The sequence below is a fragment of the Metaclostridioides mangenotii genome (genome assembly GCF_017873185.1).
GTDB classification, from domain to species: Bacteria; Bacillota; Clostridia; order Peptostreptococcales; family Peptostreptococcaceae; genus Metaclostridioides; species Metaclostridioides mangenotii.
This window is the reverse complement of the sequence record NZ_JAGGJX010000001.1, coordinates 1122391-1143697: the sequence shown is the minus strand read 5'-3', so window position 1 is coordinate 1143697 and position 21307 is coordinate 1122391. Positions and strand designations below refer to the sequence as shown.

The following is a 21307-nucleotide window of genomic DNA, read 5'->3' as shown; positions in this document are numbered from 1 at the left end:
AAATTTTATACCAAATTTCGATTTTGTATAATTTTCTTATTAAATATTTTTGTTTCTTTTATTTATTTCTTTATAAACGTTTATAATCAGCTATTTATATTACGGATTTTGTAGAAATTTTATAAAAATATAATTCTAATTTAGAATATTAAATTTATAAATTAACGAATAATCTCACTTTGATACAATTTGATGTGGTTCAAAATGAGACTAATTATAATGTAATCTCATTTTGATACATTATGTGTTTGTTCTAAGTTTATTTCTTTTATATTGTATTTTTTGAACTTCCTATATATAGTAGCCCTGCTTATACCTAACAATTCTGCGGATTTCAATATATTTCCATCACAGAAATTAATAGCTTTGATTATATTTTCTTTTTCCAAAATATCAAGTGGAACTATTTTATCTGCATCAGCTAATTTGACCTCGAGTATATCTTTTTTTATATGTACTCTATCTGTAGATGATATAGAAATTATATTATTTTCACTGGAGTAAAAATCTCTCTCTATAACATTTCTTAACTCCCTAACATTTCCCGGCCAATCGTACTTTTTTAGATGATTTATATAATCATTTTTTATAATCTTGTATTTAGACTTATTTTTTAAATTGAGATTATCTATAAAGTACTTTGCTAGAAGCTCTATATCTTCTTTTCTTTCCTTTAATGGAATTGTTTTGATATTCATTACATTTAACCTGTAATACAGATCTTCTCTAAAAGTTTTATTAGCAATTTCATCCTTCAACTTTTTATTTGTTGCTCCTATTATTCTAACATCTAATTTCTTCTCATAATTTCCGCCGACTCTGACAATAGTATTATTATCTAAGACTCTCAGCAGTTTTGATTGCATGTCTAATGGCAGCTCTCCTAATTCATCTAAAAAAATAGTTCCACCATCTGCAAGCTCAAACTTACCAGGATGTCCTTCTTTAGCAGCTCCAGTGAAAGCTCCTCTGTTATAACCAAAAAGTTCGCTTTCCATTAACTCTCTTGGTATAGAAGCACAGTTTATAGCTACAAATGGACCATTACATCTGTCGCTATAGTTGTGTATTGATTGAGCAATTAGCTCTTTGCCAGTACCACTATCGCCCTCGATTAATATATTACAATCACTCGAAGCTGCCTTTTTAGCAAAATTTATCATGTACTGCATATTATTATTATTGGTAATTATGTCTTTGAAATTGTAAGTAGCGTTATAGCCTACTACCTTACTTACAAACTTATGTACAGATTTACTTTCTCTAAACGTTATAACTAAACCCATAAATTTACCGTTTACATTCATAGGTACTACGTTTGAGATACATTTAATTATATTGTTTTTAATATAAAAATCACATTCTATACTGTTGAAATGTTCGTTGCTATTTTCGGTAATATAATCGAAGTTTAAATTTTTTAATACCTTTTTAATATCTAATTTAAGAATTTTATCTCGATCGAGATCTAGAATACTTTCTGCTATATTATTAACTCTTTTAATATTGAATTTTTCATCAATAACTATCATACCTTCTACTATAGAATCAAAGGTTATATTTAATAAGTTATAGGACATCACAAGCTCTAATTGTTTCTCTATAGATTTTGCAGCAGCAATAACTATTCCCAAAGTATGCAAATGTGCATCCTTATATATACCGGACATATTAATACATCCTAAGATATTACCATCACTATCATGAACTGGCGCTGATGAACATGTCCACGAATGCTGTTTTATTCCATAGTGTTCAGCGCCTATAGTTTGAATAGGTTCGTTTAAATACAGACAAGTTCCAATTGCATTAGTACCTACTGTCTTTTCTGACCATAAAGCTCCTTTAGTAAACCTCAATTCTTCAGCCTTATTTAAAATACTATCATCGCCAATAACCTCTAATATATATCCTTCTTTGTCAGTAAGGAACAAGGCAAAACCTGAACCGGATATAGTTTTATATAAACTGTCCATTATCGACTGCGCCGCAGATACTAATTCGATATTCTCCTTTATCTTAATTTCTACAGGAATTTTATATTTATCAAGACCACTGCCATCCATGTAATTAACATTATATTTTTTACACCTTACCCAAGAATCTACTATATTTTTCTTTACTGTCTTATCGACTTTACCGTATTCAACAAAATCTCTCCATGACTTTACATTTAATTCCTTACATTTATTCATAAAATCACCCTTATCCTAGAAATATATAAATAAAAGCTTTTGTAACTTATATTGCAGTTAATTCTCTAAGTATATATCATAACTTATTGATTATTTTTCATCACACAAATTTTTTAATTTCTCCTTATCTACAATGGAGATTATTCCACGTTTTGTTTTTATAATACCATCTTTTTGCATATAATTCAAAAGACGACTAATTACCTCCCGAGCAGTTCCAAGGTGTTTTGCAATTTCTTCGTGGGTTATACTTAAATCTACCATATTATGATACATGTATTCTTCATGCAAAAATAAGGATATACGACTAATCATGTTTTTATTTAAAATCTGGTCTAATAGCCACATTATATCAGAAAAGCGGGAAGACATAAGTTCATTAGTATAATTTGAGACAGATAAAGAGGTTTTCATTAGGTTTTCATATATATGTGCTGGTATTACGAAAACAGTTGTATCCTCTTCTGTTTCTAGCATAATATCAAATGTTATGTCTTTAAAAATGCAAGATGATGAAAATAAACACATATCATAGTTGAACAGCTTAAATAATGTTATTTCTTTTCCGCTATCAGATATTGTGTACACTCGCAGTTTTCCGCTCTTGATTATAATAAATCCATTACATTTTTCATTTTCATTGATTAGACTTTTAGAAAGATATTTTTTTTCAGAACAATTATTTTGAATTAGTTGCTTTTCTTTGGAAGATAATTTATTCCAAAATGGTAAATATTCATTTATATTCATAATTTCCTCCTTATCATTTCGTGACAATATCACATACAAGATTTATTATAAATGATAAATTTATATAGCACAATGAAAACGGATAGGAGGAAATAGAATGTTAACCTCAACACTTTTGGGTTTAATCACTATGTATTTATTTAGACCTAGGTCTTGGTGCGTATACTGTCCTATGGGAACAATGACACAAAATATTTGTAAAATAAAAAACAAATTTGGGCGATAGCAGAAGAAATTCAAAATGCACTATGGAATGGGTCTATATATCACATGTCGATTTCAGTGGTGATTTATATGTATCTAATTCAAAAACTAAAGGTGGGGGATTGGTAAGTATTAGAATACCGATTAGGAAAATTAAGAGTCAATAATAACAATCATGGTGTTATGCAGTATAATACGTACATATGCGATTTGCATATTGTACATGTGAAAATTGCATGTCGCTATGGCTTTTTGTATAATATAATAATATTTGGATAATTAATTAGTAGGAGGAACGAGTATTGATATATGCGTTCCATAGTGTTCAGTGCCTATAGTTTGAATAGGTTCGTTTAAATACAGACAAGTCCCAATTGCATTAGTGCCTACTGTTTTTTCTGACCGTAAAGCTCCTTTAGTAAACCTCTCTTATCAACTTTACCGTATTCCACAAAATCTCTCCATGACTTTACATCTAGTTCCTTACATTTATTCATAAAATCACCCTTATCCTTGAATTATATAAATAAAAGCCTTTGCAACTTATATTGCAGTTAATACTTTAATCATACATCATAACTTTCAACTTTTTACGCTCAAGAGCTCATGCTTTTAGCATAATAAAAATATCATTCTTTCAACATAACTGTTAAAAATTATTTGAATTATTTATTTGAGTTTAATATCGAAATTTAAGTCGGATAACTTTTTTGATCTATTTAGTTTTATATTACAATAAAAATTATAATCTTTTTATAAATCCTTATAAATTCCTTAAAATTGTTTCTTATAATGAAATAACTAATGAGGGAGGTATTAAATATGAACAATTATATATTACAAACTACAAATTTAAGTAAAACTTATAAGGAGCAACAAGCAGTTAAAAATGTTTCTATAAATATAAAGAAAAATTCAGTCTATGGTCTTTTAGGACCAAATGGTGCAGGCAAATCTACACTGCTAAAGATGATTACTGGAATGATTAAACCAACTTCAGGAGAAATATTTTTCGATGGAGGAAAGTGGAGCAGAGATGATTTAAATAATATTGGATGCTTAATTGAGTCGCCACCACTTTACGATAACTTGACAGCTAGAGAAAATTTAATGGCTAGAACATTGCTTTTAGGTATTCCAGATTCTAAAATAGACGAAGCTTTAGAAATAGTGGATTTAAAAAACACTGGTAAGAAAAGAGCTGGTCAATTTTCAATGGGGATGAAGCAAAGACTTGGAATTGCAATAGCGCTTTTAAATAATCCAAAACTGCTTATATTAGATGAACCTACAAATGGGTTAGATCCTATAGGTATACAAGATTTAAGAGAGCTTATCCACAGTTTCCCACAAAAAGGAATTACTGTTATAGTATCTAGCCATATACTCTCAGAAGTTGAAATGATAGCAGACCACATCGGTATAATAAGTGATGGGGTACTTGGTTATGAGGGTGAATTGGAAAGAGGGCAAGATTTAGAGAAGCTATTTACTGATGTTGTTAAAAAAACTAGGAGAGAAGGGGTATAATATGTTAAATTACTTAAAATCAGAAAACTTAAAAATGAAAAGAACATTTGGAAAAAAGTTAATATTTATACTACCATTAGCTCTATTAGCGTTGACTTTATCACTAGGAGCTATGTACTTTCAAGTTAATTCTTTGAATTGGTGGTACACTACGCTGTTGCCGGGATTAATAGCTTTATATTCAGCTATGGTAAATCAAAAAGAAAATAAAAAACTCTCTTACAGAGCTGTTTTATCACTTCCGGTGGATATGCAAAAAGTTTGGATTTCTAAGATAATATTAATACTATTAAGTATATCAGTAGCTTCAGCATTTGTAGTATTAGGAGTATTTGTAGGGGGATTATTTTTACCAAAACTAATAGATTACACTACATCACAGATTCTACTTGCATTTGTAGCTATGGTAGTAACAACTATGTGGCAGATTCCTTTATGTTTATTTATAGCTAAGAGATTTGGTTTTATGTTGACTTTACTATTTAATGTAGTGCTTTCAATTTTTGGTACGATCACAGCAGTGGAATCATTGTGGTGGTTATATCCTTATGCCTGGACACCGCGTATAATGACTACAATTGTAAAAATTCTTCCAAATGGATTATTGGCAGAACCTTCAAATTCTATGATAGATACAAGTACGGTTCCGACTGTTTTATTGTCTTCATTGATAACTTTTACATTAGTTACATTTATTACTACAAGATGGTTTAAAGGACAAGAGGTGAAATAATATGGATGAATTGTATAGATGTTTAAAATCAGATTATTATAAGTTAAGACATACTTCAGTATTAAAGTTACACATTGTTATACCAGTGGCTATAAGTTTTATATTTTTAATGTACTTTAAGATTACAAATTATAATATAAGCACTATGGTAAGCGCTTATTTAGAAGTAGTGGCGGTAGGATTCCCGCTTATTATATCTATAATGACTAGTTTAGTAGTAGATCAAGAAGAGGGAGCGGGTCAATTTCAAGTACTCCTTGCAAGTACTAAGAAAAAATCAGTGACATTTTTAAGCAAGTTAACTTTACTTATATGTTTAGCAATTATATCTGTTGTAATTTCTGTTGGTATATTTGGGATTGGTATAAAAGGAATGAGTATTTACTTTTATATAAAATCAGTTTTATATTTAGTAGTAAGTAATATTTTTATATACATACTACATTTAATTTTAAGCTTAAAGTTTGGAAAAGGGGCATCGATAGGAGTAGGATTAGTTGGAACACTAACATCTGCATTAATGTTAACAGGTCTTGGTCATAAAATTTGGGCATACACTCCATGGGCTTGGGGAGGCAGATTTTCCGACTATATTGTTTTACAAGAGGTCGATCAAAATTTAGTCTCTATAGTTAGCGCTGAGATTAAAAGAGGTTTAATTCCAATGTGTGTTTTAACCGTATTGATTTTAATATTTTCAACTATATGGTTTAAAGGTTGGGAAGGAAGAAAAGTTTACGAATAATTTGATATATTTTAAATAAATACAAATAGCTAAATTAAAATATGTTATTATTAATAATTAATAGAGGTATTTAAACAAAATAATTGAATCAGATTGATTTAAAGTATTTTAAAGGGGATATGCAATACGGTTATATATACTTATATAATGCAGTTATACAAAGGAGTTCATTATGGGGATGATACTAGCAATTGATGATGAAGAAGATATATTAGTTTTAATTAAAAATATACTGAATAAAGATGGGCATACTGTTACAACTATAAATGATTTAACCATGTCAGATATGTCATTAGATAGATTTGTAGATTACGATCTAATACTTTTAGATGTAATGATGCCAAATATAGATGGATTTACTCTGTGTGAAAAAATTAGAACTAAAGTAGATTGTCCAATAATATTTTTGACTGCCAAGACTATGGAAAACGACATAATGTACGGTTTAGGTCTTGGAGCTGACGACTATATCACCAAACCTTTTGGTGTTGGAGAATTGCGAGCTAGAGTAAATGCTCATATAAGAAGAGAACAGCGAGAAAAGCACAGTTATCTAGTGGTTTCAGATGTAAAGTTCAGCTTGGCGGGCAAAGAGGTATTTGTAAAGGATGAACGTGTAAATTTTACAAAGAGCGAGTACACAATATGTGAGTATTTGGCAAAAAATAATGGACAGGTATTTTCAAAAGACAGAATTTATGAAGCCGTTTATGGTTACGATGGTGAAGGAAATAGCTCAGCGATTGCTGAACATATAAAAAATATAAGATCGAAGTTTGATTCAGTTGGATTATCTCCAATAGAGACTGTTTGGGGAGTTGGTTATAGGTGGAAGTAAAGGTGAGAGCTGATTCATTGAGAATGACATTTTTAAAATTTATTGCTTCGGCAGGTATCGCAGTATGTATAGTTGCTGCCATACTTATAGTATCATCTATGAGCTATATCGATAATGCAGGGTTTATTCTACCAGCTAATTATAGTGAACAGCTAGCCATGAAATCGAAAGATACATTGTCTAGTGCGAGTAAAATTACACCTAATGTAATACCTGAAGGAAGTGAATATGCTTTAATCGACAAAAACTATAGTATAGTAGACTCAGATATAGACCCCAAGTTACTAAATAATGTACTCGAGTATGTTAAATCAGATGATAAACAAGATAACGGTATAAGTCACAATGATTTTTTGTATCAGATAGATAGAAAAGACGGTTATTTAGTACTTAAATACACCTTGGAATCTAGATATAAGTCAGAGACTCTCAATCGAGTACTTCCAAAAAGCGATAACGTTATTCTAGCTGTGTGGGTTATAGTAGAAGCTGTTACAGTTATTGCTGTAGCAATTTACTTTGCAAATAGATTAAAAAGAAATCTAGATCCTTTAATAAGAGCGACTGATAAAATAAAAGAACAAGACCTAGAGTTTGAAATAGAAAAGACTAAAATTAAGGAATTCAACGATGTTATTTATTCATTAGATGAACTAAAAGTTGAGCTAAAAAAATCACTAGAAGAGCAATGGAGAGTAGAAGAGAGTAAAAAAGAACAGGTATCATCTCTTGCTCACGATATAAAGACACCGATTACTATAATAAAAGGAAACTCCGAACTGTTGTTGGAATCTGAGTTAGCAGAAGATCAGCAGCTTTATCTTAAATATATATTGAAAAATTCAAATCAAATCGAGGAGTATTTAAAGAAATTAATTGAGATATCACAAGAGGGAAAAGGTGACGAAATCAATATTGAAAAAGTTAATAGCTCAGAGTTTTTAAAAGATATCAACGATCAAATAATAGCGATCTGCAATACTAAAAATTTAAAATTACACCTAAAAGAAAAAGATGTTCCAGAAGAGTTGTATTTAGACCGCGATTTGTTAAGTAGAGCTATTATGAATCTTGTATCAAATGCGGTAGATTATTCGTCGCATAACAGTATATTAACATTTTCAGTTAGAAAAATGGTATCTGAGAATGAAGAAGATAGAAAAAAAGTCGGAAGTGAAGAGAATAGACAAGGAAATAAAGGCAGTAAAGAAGGCCGCATAAAAGTCGGAAAAAAAGATGCTAAAAAGGGCAGTAATGAAGGTAGCAGAGAAGATTTTATAGAGTTTGCGGTAGAAGATAGTGGAAGTGGATTTTCTGAGAAGAGCATAGCACATGTAACTGAGCAATTCTATATGGACGATAACAGCAGAAATTCAAATATGCACTATGGAATGGGTCTATATATCGCAAAGTCGATTTCAGTCAAACACGGTGGGGATTTATATGTATCTAATTCAAAAACTACAGGCGGTGGATTAGTAAGTATAAAAATACCGATTAGGAAAATTTAAGAGTCAATAATGACAGTCATGGTGTTATGCAGTATAATATATGTACATACGCAATTTGCTTGTACATGTTAAAATTGCATGTCGCTATGGCTTTTTGTATAATATAATAATATTTGGATAATTAATTAGTAGGAGGAACGAGTATTGATATATGCGTTAATAATAGTAGTACTTTTAGGGATAGATCAGATATCAAAGTTATTGGCACTAAAACATTTACAAGATGTATCGACAATACCGATTATAAATAATATATTCCACCTGACTTATGTGGAAAATAGAGGTGCCGCATTTGGTATGTTGCAAAACAATCAAATAATATTTGTTGTAATAGCTTTAATAGCATCGATTTTTGGAATTTACTATTTATGTACTAAAAAAATTCACATAGTTGGTAAAATAGGAATAATGCTTTTGATATCAGGAGCATTAGGAAATCTTATAGATAGAATGAGACTTGGATTTGTTGTAGATTTCTTAGATTTTAGAATAGTATGGCAGTACGTATTTAATATAGCTGATGTTTTTGTTGTTGTCGGAACGATTCTTCTGTGTACTTTCATTTTATTTTTCGACAATAAAGAGAAGGTGAAGTAATGGAAGAAATTAAGATTTTTACAGTTGAAGATTTTGATGGAGAGAGATTAGATGTATACATATCGGAAAAATTTCAAGATTTTTCAAGAAGTGCTGTACAGAAAATAATAAAAGATCAAAAGGCTAAAGTAAATGGAAAGATAGAGAAACCTAGATATACAGTTAAACTTGGGGATCGTATTGAAGTTGAAATTCCAACGTCTTCTAAAATAGAGATAGTACCTCAAAATATACCGCTCAACATAGTATATGAAGATGAGGATCTATTAATCGTAAATAAAGAGCAGGGAATGGTCGTTCATCCTGGCGCAGGAAATTACGAAAATACATTGGTAAATGCACTTTTATTTCATACAGATGGTAAATTATCAACTATTAATGGAGATGATACAAGACCTGGAATAGTTCACAGAATAGATAAGGATACATCCGGATTATTGATGGTAGCTAAAAATGACAAATCTCATATATTTTTGGCAGAGCAGTTAAAAGAGCACTCAACAAAGAGAGAGTACCAATTTATATGCTATGGTGTTGTAGATGAAGACAATATAACTGTAGATAGACCAATTGGAAGGAATCCAAAAGATAGGCTGAAGATGGCAGTGGTAGAGGGCGGAAAAAATGCAATAACCCATTTTGAAGTTATTGATAGATTTGATAAGTTTACACATATGAAGGCTAGGCTAGAAACTGGAAGAACACATCAGATCAGAGTTCATGCGAACTATATAAAACATCCACTTTTAGGTGATAGCGTGTATGGTCATAAAAAAGAAAAAATTAAACTAAATGGTCAGGTTTTACATGCTAAAAAACTTGGATTTGTACATCCGACTACTAGAGAATATATGGAGTTTGATTCAGAGCTCCCAGAGTACTTTAGAGATCTTTTGATAAAGTTAAAGTCTTTGTAGATTTACACAGTATTAAAAAGAGGTTGAAAGATCTTAACAAAAATTGTATACTTAAATATACTAGTAGCGAATTTTAGAAGTCTTTAAATGATACAGAGATGTCATAAGCCCGAGGAAGAATACTTTATTTTTTCGATATTTAGGAGATTATAACTTCTTGTCTTATGATAAGAAGTTTTTTTATTTACATAAAAGAACTTTGCAATAATATACTAAAAAATTCAGTTAAATATTAATTAAAAGGGAGGAGCTTTGTCAAAGTAGAATTTCAGATCTAATAATTATTTTTTAAATCTAATAATTATTTTGACAATACTAAAACTATGGTTGAAAAAGCATTATTGATGGATGAAAAAGCTATGGCGAGGGCAATAACTAGAATAAGTCATGAGATAATTGAAAAAAACAAAGGTGTAGAAGATGTAGTATTAGTAGGAGTTAGGACTAGAGGAGTCCCAATTGCAAAAAGAATAGCTAAAAAGATAGGGCAAATAGAAGGTGCCGAAGTTAAGACAGGATTTATAGATATAACACTTTACAGGGATGACCTTGTAAAAATAGATACTGAGCCTATTGTAAATGGGTCTTATCTTGATTTCGATATAAATGGTAAAACAGTTGTGTTGGTAGATGATGTGCTTTACACTGGAAGAACTGTTAGAGCTGCTTTGGACGCATTGGTTGATATAGGAAGACCTAATGCTATTCAGTTAGCCGTTTTAGTAGATAGAGGGCATAGAGAGCTTCCGATAAGAGCTGACTATGTCGGTAAAAATGTGCCAACTTCTACACAGGAAATAATATCTGTAAAATTGATTGAAGCAGATGGAGAAGATTCAGTTACTATTAACGAGTAATTATAAATATATTTTAAAAGTATTAGACTTATATTGAATATTTTGATATAATTACCTTGAAATCAAATACGTGTAAAGAAAGGGTAAGGAACTAAGAATATGAGAATGTAATTTATTTGAATTAATTTAAAGCACAGAAATTAAAAAAATCTATTTATATAGATTTGATATTGTGATGCTTAAATTAAGGAGAGTAAGTTATTTCATAATAGCTTAGTTTGCATACCCTTTTTTGGTGTCTCTCTTTATATTTAAGTATCTATGAGGAGGGATTTTTTTGTTATTAAATATAAATAAATTAAAGAAAGTTTACGGTGATAGAACAATTTTAAATATAGATACTTTCAATGTTTTTGAAGGTGACAGAATAGGTTTAGTCGGAGGAAATGGAGAGGGGAAAAGCACTTTATTGAAGGCTATAATAGGCGAGGTAGATATTGATGAAGGAAGTATATATTTAGACGACAGTTACTCATATATTTCTCAGTTAGACAATAATTTCAATGCTTGTGAAGATAGTAAAGCAAAAAGTCTGTTAAATGCACCTGGAGATTTTAGAGACACTCTATCAGGAGGAGAAAAGACAAAACTCAAAATTGCACAGGCATTAAAAGATGATAAAAAACTTATTATAGCAGATGAACCTACTGCTAATATTGACACAAAGAGTATAGAAATACTGGAAGATATGTTTAAAAGCTTTAGAGGAGCTATGATTATAGTATCTCATGATAGAGAGTTTTTAAATAAGCTGTGCAATAGCATAGCGGAATTAAAATGTGGAGAGTTAAAGATTTATCCAGGCAACTATTCAGATTACTTAAACCAAAAGAAGCTTGAAACAGATAGAGAAGACTTTGAATACCAAAGTTATATAAATGAGAAGAAGAGACTTGAAAAGGCAATGTTAGGTCAGAAGAAGATGAGCAAGAATATTAGAAAAACTCCAAAGAGAATGGGGAATTCTGAAGCCAGACTTCATAAGATGGGTGGACAGCAACAAAAGAAAAAAATTGATAACACTGTAAAATCGATTCAGAGTAGAATTGACCACCTAGAAGTTAAACATAAACCTAAAGCAGATAGAGAAATCAATATAATAATAAAAGAAGGTCTAGAGGTAGTAGGTAAGAATGTACTTGAGGCAAAAAAACTTAGTTTAAAAGTTGATGATAAACTTTTATTAGATGAAACCTCATTTAAGGTAAAAAGAGACAGTAAAGTGGCTCTAATCGGTGAAAATGGCACAGGAAAGACAACTTTACTTAAGGAGATCATAAAAAATGATAACGAGAACTTGAGGTTAAATCCAAGGGTTGTAATAGGTTATTTTGATCAAGAACAAAGAACTTTAGATGACGATAAAAGTATTATAGAGAATATAAAATCGAAGTCCTCTTTTGACGAAACTTTTATAAGGATAAATCTAAATCTATTTGGATTTTCTCAGGACGATATCTATAAAAAAGTAGGAGTTTTAAGTGGAGGAGAGAAGGTTAAAGTATCTCTTTGCAAGATTATACTTGAAGATAACAATCTGCTCGTTTTGGATGAACCGACGAACTATTTAGATATTGTATCTATTGAAGCTTTAGAGCAGGCTATAAAAAGTACTAATAAAACCGTATTGATAGTATCTCATGATAGGGATTTTATTTCGAACACTTGTGATACCGTACTCAAAATAATGGATAAAAAGGTTGAAGAGTATAATTCAGGTTATGAAGATTACCTTATTTTTGAAGAAAGTGGTAAAAAAAGCTGTAAGGATAAAAAGGACCTGAAAAGTGATGAGATATTAATTCTTCAAAATAAATTGAGTTTTTTAATATCTAAAATGTCTATAGAAAATGATGAAAAGAAAAAAGACAAACTTGAAGATGAGTATAAGTCTTTACTTGAAAATATAAAGGATTTAAAAAGTTTATAGTGTATATAAAATAAATTAGAGTTAGTCAATCGGCAGGTAGAGCTGTCGTTGGCTAACTCTTTTTATTGATGTTATGGTTAGTACATTTATTCGTCTTTTGGTTTTAATTTAGCTACCATTTCTTCAGTTGGAGTTACATAAAGAGTACTGTTTGTTTCGTAGATTACCATTCCGGGCTTAGAGCCACTAGGTTTCTTAACATTTTTCTTTTTAGTGTAGTCTACAGGAACTTTTGATGACATTTTTGATTTACTAAAGTATGCAGCAAGCATAGCTCCTTCAAAGATTGTATCATCGCTTACTTCTTTGCCTGCACATTTTATAATTACGTGTGATCCTGGGATATTTTTAGTGTGCATCCAAATATCATCGTAATCGGCAATTCTAAGTGTCAAATGATCATTTTGTTTATTGTTCTTACCTACAAGTATAGTAGTTCCATCTGATGATATAAATTTATGCGGTGAAGTTGTAAGAGCTGTTTCCTTTTTGGGTTTAGCTTTACCTTGTGCTTTTGCATATCCAAGTTTTATTAATTCTTCTCTTATATCCTGTAGTTCATCCATATTCTCACAGTTATCTATACTTAGAATAATATTTTCTAGATAGTTTATCTCTTCTTCATTTATAGCCATTTGATGTGTTATCTCTTTTTTAGCGGTTTTTAGTTTATTGTACTTTTTGAAGTATTTTTGGCTATTTTCAGAAGGCGTAAGATTTTCGTTCAACGGAATTTTTATATTTGAATAATCTGGAGAGTAGAAGTTTTGAACTTCGATCTCCTTCATACCTTTTTCTACCATATAAATGTTGGCAGTTAAAAGTTCACCTTTTAATTTGAATTCATCTGCATGTTCAGAATCTAAAAGTTCCTCATTCTGCTTTTTCTGTTTGTTGTAAAGCCTATCAAGTTTTATTGAAATACTTTTTCTAAGGTCAGATGCACGCTGATGGATCCTATCCTTTACATCTCTAGTTAAATAGTAGTTTTCAAGGATTTCACACATACTTTCTCTCGATATAGATTCTAAATCATTGTAAAGAGTTAAGTTTACACAACTGAAATCCATATACTTATCAATGCTTCTATCCACTATTATTGATGGAAGGTATTTGTTGTTGGATATATCCTTAAATAGTCTATCAAATTCAAGATATAAATCACCTAGATCGCTGTCTGAAACTTCTGTAACGTCCTTTTTTGGATCGACATCTGCTCTAAAACAAATTTCCTTGGCAATAATTGGACTAATACCTAAAAATTTAGAATAAAGACCTTTAAAAACAGGACCTTCATAAGTTTTTATTGATTCAATAAATTTACCTTTATTTACTTTATCTAGAGGATTGATTTTATCCTGTGCAGGAGGAAGCTCATATGTAAGTCCAGGTAGAATTTGACGAACTCTACTTATACTTACTGGAACTCTCTTTGCAGAATCAAAGATTTTACCGCTCTCTGATTGAGCAAGTATTATATTGCTGTGTCTGCCCATTATTTCTACAATAATATCTTTAGAAGTTTTTTCTTTTAATTCATCATAGGATTCTACACTTATTTTTATGATTCTCTCAAACCCTATCTGAGAAACTCCTGTAATAATTCCGCTCTGTATGTGCTTTCTAAAAAGCATACAAAACACGGGTGCTTTTTTAGGATTTTCTTTTTTATAATTGTTTGCAATGTAAACTCTCGGGTTAGATGCACTCGCACTGAGTACTAATTTATAGTTATTTGGATTATTTCTTATATTTAAAACAATTTCATCGTTTTCTGGTTGAGATATTTTATCGACCTTTCCGCCGACTAGTTTTGATGATAATTCGTCCACTATAGAATGTATAACTAAGCCATCTAAAGCCATAAAACTCACTCCTTTCATAGGCACTTAGTGCCAATAAACTAATTATACTAAAAACACCCCGAAATAGAAACTTATATTTAAATTAGCTATATGTATTATTTTGCAATTATTACTGTTAATATCCCTATACAAGAGGTATAATATAGTATTAGGATAAACTAAAATAAGGAGCGATATTATGAAATTCTGGAAGTTACATGGAATTGGGAATGATTTTATTGCTATAGATGGAAGGTTTGATGGAATTGATCCAGCAGACTATTCCGCACTTGCTAAAAAAGTGTGCAATAGAAGATTTTCTGTCGGAGCAGACGGTTTGCTAGTTGTAAAAGATACGGATAAGGCTGACACTGAAATGGTTTACTACAATTCTGATGGATCGCGTGGAGAGATGTGCGGGAACGGTCTTAGATGTTTCTGTAAATATGTGTACGACAACAGTATATTTAGAAAAGAGACAATTAGCGTGGATACGCTTGATGGAATCAAAAATGTAGTTTTAAGTACAGACAGTGGAAATCTAAATTCTATAAAGGTAAATATGGGAAAAGGAAGTTTCTGTGCAAAAGATGTTCCTGTAGTTACGGACAAGGAAATGTTTATAGATGAAGAAATCGTAATTTTAGATAAAAAGTTAAAAGCGACTTCTATTCTTATGGGGGTACCTCACACTGTAATATTAGTAGACGATCTAGATGTAAATTTTACAAAGAAATACGGAAGAGAAATTGAGAAAAGCGATCTATTTCCCAATAAGACAAATGTTAACTTTGTAAAGGTAGATGACAGGAACAACATATCTGTAAGAACTTGGGAGAGAGGTTGTAGCTATACGTTAGGTTGTGGAACGGGTATGACAGCTTCAGCGATGGTATGTGATTATCTAGGTAAAGTTGAAAAAAGTGTAAATGTAACTTCTGAAGGTGGAACGGTTAGAATTGATATAGAGGACTCAATGTATATGACAGGTCCTGCAGTAAAAATATGTGAAGGATTTTTGGAGGTTTAGTATGGCTATAAGTATGACTGGCTTTGGTAGGGGTGAGTATAAAGACGACAACTACTACTTTTTAGTTGAGTGTAAAACTATTAATCATAAGTATTCGGATATAAATATAAGAATGCCGAGAAAGATATTATTTTTAGAAGAAAAAGTTAGAAATATTGCTAAGAACTATATTCGCAGAGGTAGAGCAGATATATATATCAAATTTGAAATATTGGGAAATGAAGATGTAAATTTAAAGCTCGATGAAAATTTGGCTGCTCAATATGTGGACATACTAAAGAAATTAAAGGATAAATTCGACTTAGTCGACGATATTAGTGTAATGAGTGTAGCGAAGTTTCCTGATGTAGTATCAACTGAGGAGAAAGAAGAGGATGAAGATCTTATTTGGTCAAAGTTAAATGAAGCTCTTGAAGAGACATTTATAAAGTTAAAAGAAATGAGATCTGAAGAAGGAAGTAAATTAGCTGAAGATATATCTATGAGATGTGATTTCTTAAGTAAATACATCGAAGATATAGAAGGATTTTCAGATAGAGTTGTTGAGGATTACAAAGAAAAACTCAATGCAAGAATCAATGACTTGTTAGATGATCCTAGCGTAATAGATGAAAGTAGACTAGCTCAAGAAGTTGCTATATTTGCTGATAAGAGCAGTATAACTGAGGAGATAGTTAGATTTAAGAGTCATATTGATCAACTTAAAAAGACTGTTGTAAAAAATGAGTCGATAGGTAGAAAAATAGACTTTTTAATTCAGGAGATGAATAGAGAGACAAACACTATTGGATCTAAATCATCAGACTTAAATATAACTAACTTAGTAGTAGAAGTAAAGAGTGAACTAGAAAAAATTAGAGAACAGATACAAAATATAGAGTAAAATAATGATATAATTTAATAACATAATGTTTTAATTTAGAAGGGAATTAAGTAGATGTTTAAGAGAAAGGGACTTTTGCTAGTTGTATCAGGACCATCAGGTGCTGGTAAAGGAACAATTTGTAAGGCGTTGCTTAAAGCAAATGAAGATATAAAGCTTTCAGTATCCGCTACTACTAGAAAACCTAGAGTTGGCGAAGTAGATGGAATTAATTATCATTTTGTAAGTAAAGAAAAATTTCAGGATATGATTTCTCACAATGAATTTTTGGAGTATGCTCAGATTTATGATAATTTTTACGGAACACCTAAGTCGTCTATTATGGAAAGCTTAAATAATGGACAAGATATATTATTAGAGATAGAAATGCAGGGTGCTATGCAGATAAAAAATGTATATCCTGAAGGAGTATTTATATTTGCTCTTCCGCCTTCACTTGAAGAACTAAAAAACAGAATAGTAGGAAGAGGCACAGAAACAATGGAAGAAATAGAAAAAAGATTTGGATGTGCCTATGAAGAAATTAAACTAATAGAGGATTATGACTACTTTATATTTAATAAAGATATTGACACATCTGTTAAAGAGATACAAAATATAATAGCATGTGAAAAAAATAGAGTTAAAAGATACAAAGATATTATTTTAGATAAATTTAAGGAGGAATTATAATTATGTTAAAACCATCTATAAATGAAGTTCTTGAGAGGATAGACAATAGATATTTCTTAGTAGGAACAGTAGCGAAGAGATCTAGAAATTTAATCGACGGTGCAGAGCCGCTTGTACCGACTAAAGATAGAGAAAAACCTGTCAGCATAGCTACTAGAGAGGTTGCAGACGGTCTTTTAACTTACAGATTGCTTACTGAAGAAGAAATAGAAATAGAAGAAGCTAGACATTACGAAGAACAACATCAACATTTGAGGGAAGAAGACTAAAATGTTAAATGGTAAGACAGTTGTTTTAGGAGTAAGCGGTGGTATTGCAGTATACAAATCATGTGATATAGTAAGTAAACTAAAAAAATTAGGGCTAAATGTTCACGTAATAATGACCGAATCAGCTACGGAGTTTGTTTCACCGTTGACATTTCAGTCGTTAAGCCAAAACTATGTAGTTTCAGATATGTTTGCTGAACCGAAAACTTGGGATGTAGAACATATTTCTTTAGCAAAAAAAGCCGATTTATTTTTAATAGTTCCTGCTACAGCCAATGTAATAGGAAAAATTGCAAATGGTATAGCTGATGATATGCTTACAACTACAGTTATGGCGACAAAAGCACCAATATTATTAGCTCCAGCCATGAATACAAATATGTATGAAAATGTTATAGTTCAAAAAAATATAGAGTTTTTAGAAGGTCTTGGATACAATTTTGTAGAGCCAGATAGCGGAAGATTAGCATGTGGAGATATAGGGTCAGGGAAACTTGCCAATGTAGATACTATAGTGAGTAGAGTTGTAGATATGCTAAATGTAGAACAAGATCTTAAAGGTCAAAAGATAGTTGTGACTGCTGGACCAACTGTAGAGAGAATAGATCCAGTGAGATACTTATCTAATCGATCTACTGGAAAAATGGGTTATTCAATAGCAACAGAAGCAGCTAAAAGAGGCGCTGAGGTAACTCTAATTTCTGGACCGACAAATCTAAAAGCTCCAAACGGTCTATCAAAATACGTACAGATTGAGTCTGCAGAGGATTTATATAAAGCAGTTGTAGATAATTTTGACGACAACAAGGTGTTTATACAGAGCGCCGCTGTGGCTGATTATAGGCCGAATGAGTATTCTGTTAAAAAGATTAAAAAGAGCGATGATGACCTAGTTATAAATTTAGGTAGAAATAAAGATGTCGCATATGAAATCGGAAAAAATAAAAAAGATAAAGTGTTAGTAGCATTTGCAGCTGAAACTAACGACCTAGTCAAACACGCTAAAGGTAAGATTACTAAGAAGAATTTAGATTTTATTGTTGCAAATGATTTGACACAAGAGGGCGCGGGATTTAAAGCTGATACTAATATAGTTAAAATAATAGATAGAGAAGGCAGTATTGAAGAATACCCTATTATGAAAAAAGAAGAAGTGGCAAATATAATATTAGATAAAGTAAAAAATATTTTATAGAAATTAAATGATCTGTCTGTGTTGGCAAAATAAATGAGCCTATACATAGATAGATTATTTTATTTGGTGTAAAATAAAGGATAGAGATAAAAAAGGTAGGGAGAGGGATTAGAAATGGCAAGTTACGCTGAGGTTGTTGTAAGAAGCAATTCTACGTATACCGATAACCTATTTACATATCAAATCCCTGATTATTTTGAGGGCAAAATAGAAGTCGGTCATAGAGTACTCGTACCATTTGGGAGAGGAAATAAACCAGTTGAAGCTTTTGTGTTCAAATTGATTAATAAATTTGATGAGGCTTTTAAAGTTAAGAATATAGTTGAGATACTAGATGAAAATCCGATTTTTAGAGAAGAAGATATAGAGTTGGTATCTTGGATGAAAAATAGATATTTGTGTACTTATATAGACTGTATAAATCTTATATATCCAAAAGGCTACAAGTTGAATAATTATAAAGTTATTTCTCATGGAGTTAAAATTAAAAACATTGACGTGGATTTAACTCAAGAACTATTGGATGAATTAAAAGAAGATGAAAAAGATGTAGTAGAAAAACTTCTTTTTAGTAAAGGAAAAATAAAGGTTGATAAGTTAAGTTATATAAAGAATGTAAATAATGTGATAAATAGGCTTGAGAAAAAGGAATATATAAAACTAGGCTGGGAGTATGACGATAGAGAAAATGAAAAGATGTTATGCTATGTATCACTTTGTTTTAAGGGTGTAGAACTCGAAAAATACATTGAAGACAATAAAATTCGAATAGGAAAAAGCCAGAAAAAAGCGATCGATTTTTTAAATGACAATGACGATGTAGAGATTAATGATTTAATGGAAATACTAGGAGTATCTAGACAGAGTATAAACACACTGTCGTCAAAAGGTGTTATAGAATTGGATTTCAAACCTTACTATAGAGAACCTGAGTTTAACTTTAAATCAGAAAATAAAAAAGTGAATCTGAATGAAGAGCAGAAAAATGCTGTAAATATAGTGACTTCTCAGATGTTTGAAGATGATAAAAAACCTTATTTGATACACGGAATAACTGGAAGCGGTAAAACAGAAGTGTATATGGAGATTATAGATCATGCGCTTAGTCAAGGGCTTAGCAGTATTTTATTAGTTCCAGAGATATCTCTTACACCTCAGACAATATCTAGACTTAAAAATAGATTTGGACCTATTGTTGGAGTTTACCACAGCAAACTTTCAGAAGGGGAGAGACACGATGTATATAAAGCTATAAAAGCTGGTAAAGTAAGAATACTTATAGGAGCAAGATCAGCTTTATTTGCGCCTTTTGATAACTTAGGGGCGATTATTATAGACGAATTCCATGAGACATCTTATAAAGCCGAAAATAACCCTAAATTTAGTGCGATAGAAGTCGCTAGATACATGTCTATAAAAAATAATATAACATTAGTATTTGGATCGGCTACTCCTTCAGTTGAGGAGTACTACAGAGCAAAAACAGGAGAGTACAACTTAATTGAAATAAATAAGAGAGCGAACAACAAGCCGCTTCCAAAGATAAAAATAGTAGATATGAAGAAAGAACTTGATGTAGGAAACACAAGTATATTTAGCAGTGAACTCATCAAAGAGATTAAAAGGACAATAGAAAGTGGTAGTCAAGCGATTCTATTCTTAAATAGAAGAGGCTATGCAAATTTTGTATCTTGTAGAAAATGTGGGTATGTATTCAAGTGTAACGACTGTGATATATCGCTTACTTACCACAAGTACAATAATTCTGGAGTATGTCACTACTGTGGTTACGAGACCACAATTCCCAAGACTTGCCCAGAATGTGGAAGTGAACATATAAAGCCTTTTGGTACTGGAACCCAAAAGATTGAAGAGGAATTAAAGACTATTCTTCCAGATGTAAAGACACTTAGAATGGATAAAGACACTACATCTAAAAAAGGTTCTCTAGAAAAAATTCTAAATAAATTTAAGGATAGGGAAGCGGATATCTTAATCGGAACTCAAATGCTAAGTAAAGGTCTAGACTTTGAAAATGTAACGCTTGTCGGGATTTTGTCTGCAGATATGATTTTAAATTTCCCTGATTTTAGGAGTTTTGAATCTACTTTTCAACTTATAACTCAAGTTTCTGGGAGAGCAGGAAGGTCGGATAAAGAGGGAGAGGTAGTTCTCCAGACTTATGATACTGATCATTACGCTATTATACATGCGATTAATTATGATTATGAAAGCTTTTACGAGGATGAAGTAAAAATAAGAAAGGCTTTTGGATACACACCTTTCTGCAATATGATGAGGGTTGTGGTAAGTGGTGAAGACGAAGTAGATGTAAAAAAGAGTATCGACAACTTACACAGTTCATTAGTATACTTATTAAAAGAAAGAGGAATAGACAATTTTGATTTTATATTAGGGCCAAATCCATGTTCTATAACTAAAATTAAGCAAAACTATAGATGGCAAATATTATTTAAAGACGACAATATTGAAATTAATCTATTAAAGGGTATAATAAAATATATATGTATAACAAAGAGGGATTTTGTCTTTAATAAAAAGGTAAATGTTTCAATTGATATAAATCCAAACACAATATTATAGTAA

At 30.9% G+C, this 21307-nt stretch carries 19 protein-coding genes; 16 read left to right on the top strand and 3 right to left on the bottom strand.

Features of this window, described 5'->3' with window-relative positions; all coding sequences use genetic code 11:
* Positions 1 to 227 precede the first annotated feature (227 nt).
* Complete coding sequence (locus J2Z43_RS05575) at positions 228 to 2195, bottom strand: sigma-54-dependent Fis family transcriptional regulator (protein ID WP_209456218.1); 1968 nt, start codon at positions 2193 to 2195, stop codon at positions 228 to 230.
* A 90-nt stretch (positions 2196 to 2285) separates the two neighbouring features.
* Entirely contained in the window at positions 2286 to 2945 is a 660-nt protein-coding gene (locus tag J2Z43_RS05570; protein ID WP_209456217.1) for a Crp/Fnr family transcriptional regulator, read from the bottom strand.
* Positions 2946 to 3042: 97 nt separating this feature from the next.
* Here J2Z43_RS05570 and J2Z43_RS05565 point away from each other — a divergent pair, with 97 nt between their 5' ends.
* From J2Z43_RS05565 to cplR, 10 genes are all read left to right on the top strand, one after another.
* A complete protein-coding gene (locus J2Z43_RS05565) occupies positions 3043 to 3171 on the top strand; it encodes a 4Fe-4S binding protein (protein ID WP_330617454.1) in 129 nt (42 codons plus the stop codon).
* A gap of 800 nt (positions 3172 to 3971) precedes the next feature.
* Positions 3972 to 4679, top strand: coding sequence for a lantibiotic protection ABC transporter ATP-binding protein (locus J2Z43_RS05560; protein ID WP_209456216.1), 708 nt, complete (start codon positions 3972 to 3974; stop codon positions 4677 to 4679).
* A gap of 1 nt (position 4680) precedes the next feature.
* Complete coding sequence (locus J2Z43_RS05555) at positions 4681 to 5412, top strand: lantibiotic immunity ABC transporter MutE/EpiE family permease subunit (RefSeq protein ID WP_209456215.1); 732 nt, start codon at positions 4681 to 4683, stop codon at positions 5410 to 5412.
* 1 nt (position 5413) lies between these two features.
* Positions 5414 to 6157, top strand: a complete 744-nt coding sequence (locus tag J2Z43_RS05550) for a lantibiotic immunity ABC transporter MutG family permease subunit (protein ID WP_209456214.1) — start codon at positions 5414 to 5416, stop codon at positions 6155 to 6157.
* Between the two features lie 172 nt (positions 6158 to 6329).
* On the top strand, positions 6330 to 6995 hold the full coding sequence (locus tag J2Z43_RS05545) for a response regulator transcription factor (protein WP_209456213.1): 666 nt from the start codon (positions 6330 to 6332) through the stop codon (positions 6993 to 6995).
* On the top strand, positions 6986 to 8506 hold the full coding sequence (locus J2Z43_RS05540; protein WP_209456212.1) for a sensor histidine kinase: 1521 nt from the start codon (positions 6986 to 6988) through the stop codon (positions 8504 to 8506). Before J2Z43_RS05545 ends, J2Z43_RS05540 begins: the two co-directional genes overlap by 10 nt.
* A gap of 144 nt (positions 8507 to 8650) precedes the next feature.
* Positions 8651 to 9103, top strand: a complete 453-nt coding sequence (gene lspA / locus J2Z43_RS05535) for a signal peptidase II (RefSeq protein ID WP_209456211.1) — start codon at positions 8651 to 8653, stop codon at positions 9101 to 9103.
* The gene (locus J2Z43_RS05530) at positions 9103 to 10020 is read left to right on the top strand and encodes an RluA family pseudouridine synthase (RefSeq protein WP_209456210.1); all 918 of its coding nucleotides are present in this window, start codon (positions 9103 to 9105) and stop codon (positions 10018 to 10020) included. Before lspA ends, J2Z43_RS05530 begins: the two co-directional genes overlap by 1 nt.
* A gap of 323 nt (positions 10021 to 10343) precedes the next feature.
* Positions 10344 to 10877 carry a bifunctional pyr operon transcriptional regulator/uracil phosphoribosyltransferase PyrR gene (pyrR, locus tag J2Z43_RS05525; RefSeq protein WP_209456209.1) on the top strand — a complete coding sequence of 178 codons (534 nt, stop codon included), beginning with the start codon at positions 10344 to 10346 and terminating at the stop codon, positions 10875 to 10877.
* 277 nt (positions 10878 to 11154) lie between these two features.
* Positions 11155 to 12807, top strand: coding sequence for an ABC-F type ribosomal protection protein CplR (gene cplR, locus J2Z43_RS05520; protein WP_209456208.1), 1653 nt, complete (start codon positions 11155 to 11157; stop codon positions 12805 to 12807).
* A gap of 86 nt (positions 12808 to 12893) precedes the next feature.
* On the opposite strand, the gene J2Z43_RS05515 is transcribed toward cplR, so the two are convergent.
* Complete coding sequence (locus J2Z43_RS05515) at positions 12894 to 14672, bottom strand: Rqc2 family fibronectin-binding protein (RefSeq protein ID WP_209456207.1); 1779 nt, start codon at positions 14670 to 14672, stop codon at positions 12894 to 12896.
* Between the two features lie 178 nt (positions 14673 to 14850).
* Here J2Z43_RS05515 and dapF point away from each other — a divergent pair, with 178 nt between their 5' ends.
* From dapF to priA, 6 genes are all read left to right on the top strand, one after another.
* A complete protein-coding gene (gene dapF, locus J2Z43_RS05510) occupies positions 14851 to 15681 on the top strand; it encodes a diaminopimelate epimerase (protein ID WP_209456206.1) in 831 nt (276 codons plus the stop codon).
* Position 15682: 1 nt separating this feature from the next.
* Positions 15683 to 16564, top strand: a complete 882-nt coding sequence (locus J2Z43_RS05505; protein ID WP_209456205.1) for a YicC/YloC family endoribonuclease — start codon at positions 15683 to 15685, stop codon at positions 16562 to 16564.
* Positions 16565 to 16618: 54 nt separating this feature from the next.
* Positions 16619 to 17236, top strand: a complete 618-nt coding sequence (gmk, locus tag J2Z43_RS05500) for a guanylate kinase (protein ID WP_209456204.1) — start codon at positions 16619 to 16621, stop codon at positions 17234 to 17236.
* A gap of 2 nt (positions 17237 to 17238) precedes the next feature.
* Positions 17239 to 17505 carry a DNA-directed RNA polymerase subunit omega gene (rpoZ, locus tag J2Z43_RS05495; RefSeq protein WP_027701534.1) on the top strand — a complete coding sequence of 89 codons (267 nt, stop codon included), beginning with the start codon at positions 17239 to 17241 and terminating at the stop codon, positions 17503 to 17505.
* Position 17506: 1 nt separating this feature from the next.
* Positions 17507 to 18700, top strand: coding sequence for a bifunctional phosphopantothenoylcysteine decarboxylase/phosphopantothenate--cysteine ligase CoaBC (gene coaBC / locus J2Z43_RS05490; protein ID WP_209456203.1), 1194 nt, complete (start codon positions 17507 to 17509; stop codon positions 18698 to 18700).
* A gap of 114 nt (positions 18701 to 18814) precedes the next feature.
* A complete protein-coding gene (gene priA / locus J2Z43_RS05485; RefSeq protein ID WP_209456202.1) occupies positions 18815 to 21304 on the top strand; it encodes a primosomal protein N' in 2490 nt (829 codons plus the stop codon).
* The last annotated feature ends 3 nt before the right edge of the window (positions 21305 to 21307 follow it).

Excerpts from the sequence above, each read along its gene's own strand:
- J2Z43_RS05550 (WP_209456214.1), top strand. The coding sequence starts at position 5,414 with ATGGATGAATTGTATAGATGTTTAAAATCAGATTATTATAAGTTAAGA.
- J2Z43_RS05545 (WP_209456213.1), top strand. The coding sequence starts at position 6,330 with ATGGGGATGATACTAGCAATTGATGATGAAGAAGATATATTAGTTTTA.
- J2Z43_RS05565 (WP_330617454.1), top strand. The coding sequence starts at position 3,043 with ATGTTAACCTCAACACTTTTGGGTTTAATCACTATGTATTTATTTAGA.
- J2Z43_RS05560 (WP_209456216.1), top strand. The coding sequence starts at position 3,972 with ATGAACAATTATATATTACAAACTACAAATTTAAGTAAAACTTATAAG.
- coaBC (WP_209456203.1), top strand. The coding sequence starts at position 17,507 with ATGTTAAATGGTAAGACAGTTGTTTTAGGAGTAAGCGGTGGTATTGCA.
- rpoZ (WP_027701534.1), top strand. The coding sequence starts at position 17,239 with ATGTTAAAACCATCTATAAATGAAGTTCTTGAGAGGATAGACAATAGA.
- priA (WP_209456202.1), top strand. The coding sequence starts at position 18,815 with ATGGCAAGTTACGCTGAGGTTGTTGTAAGAAGCAATTCTACGTATACC.
- J2Z43_RS05515 (WP_209456207.1), bottom strand. The coding sequence starts at position 14,672 with ATGGCTTTAGATGGCTTAGTTATACATTCTATAGTGGACGAATTATCA.
- J2Z43_RS05570 (WP_209456217.1), bottom strand. The coding sequence starts at position 2,945 with ATGAATATAAATGAATATTTACCATTTTGGAATAAATTATCTTCCAAA.
- J2Z43_RS05555 (WP_209456215.1), top strand. The coding sequence starts at position 4,681 with ATGTTAAATTACTTAAAATCAGAAAACTTAAAAATGAAAAGAACATTT.
- dapF (WP_209456206.1), top strand. The coding sequence starts at position 14,851 with ATGAAATTCTGGAAGTTACATGGAATTGGGAATGATTTTATTGCTATA.
- J2Z43_RS05530 (WP_209456210.1), top strand. The coding sequence starts at position 9,103 with ATGGAAGAAATTAAGATTTTTACAGTTGAAGATTTTGATGGAGAGAGA.
- gmk (WP_209456204.1), top strand. The coding sequence starts at position 16,619 with ATGTTTAAGAGAAAGGGACTTTTGCTAGTTGTATCAGGACCATCAGGT.
- J2Z43_RS05505 (WP_209456205.1), top strand. The coding sequence starts at position 15,683 with ATGGCTATAAGTATGACTGGCTTTGGTAGGGGTGAGTATAAAGACGAC.
- pyrR (WP_209456209.1), top strand. The coding sequence starts at position 10,344 with ATGGTTGAAAAAGCATTATTGATGGATGAAAAAGCTATGGCGAGGGCA.
- J2Z43_RS05575 (WP_209456218.1), bottom strand. The coding sequence starts at position 2,195 with ATGAATAAATGTAAGGAATTAAATGTAAAGTCATGGAGAGATTTTGTT.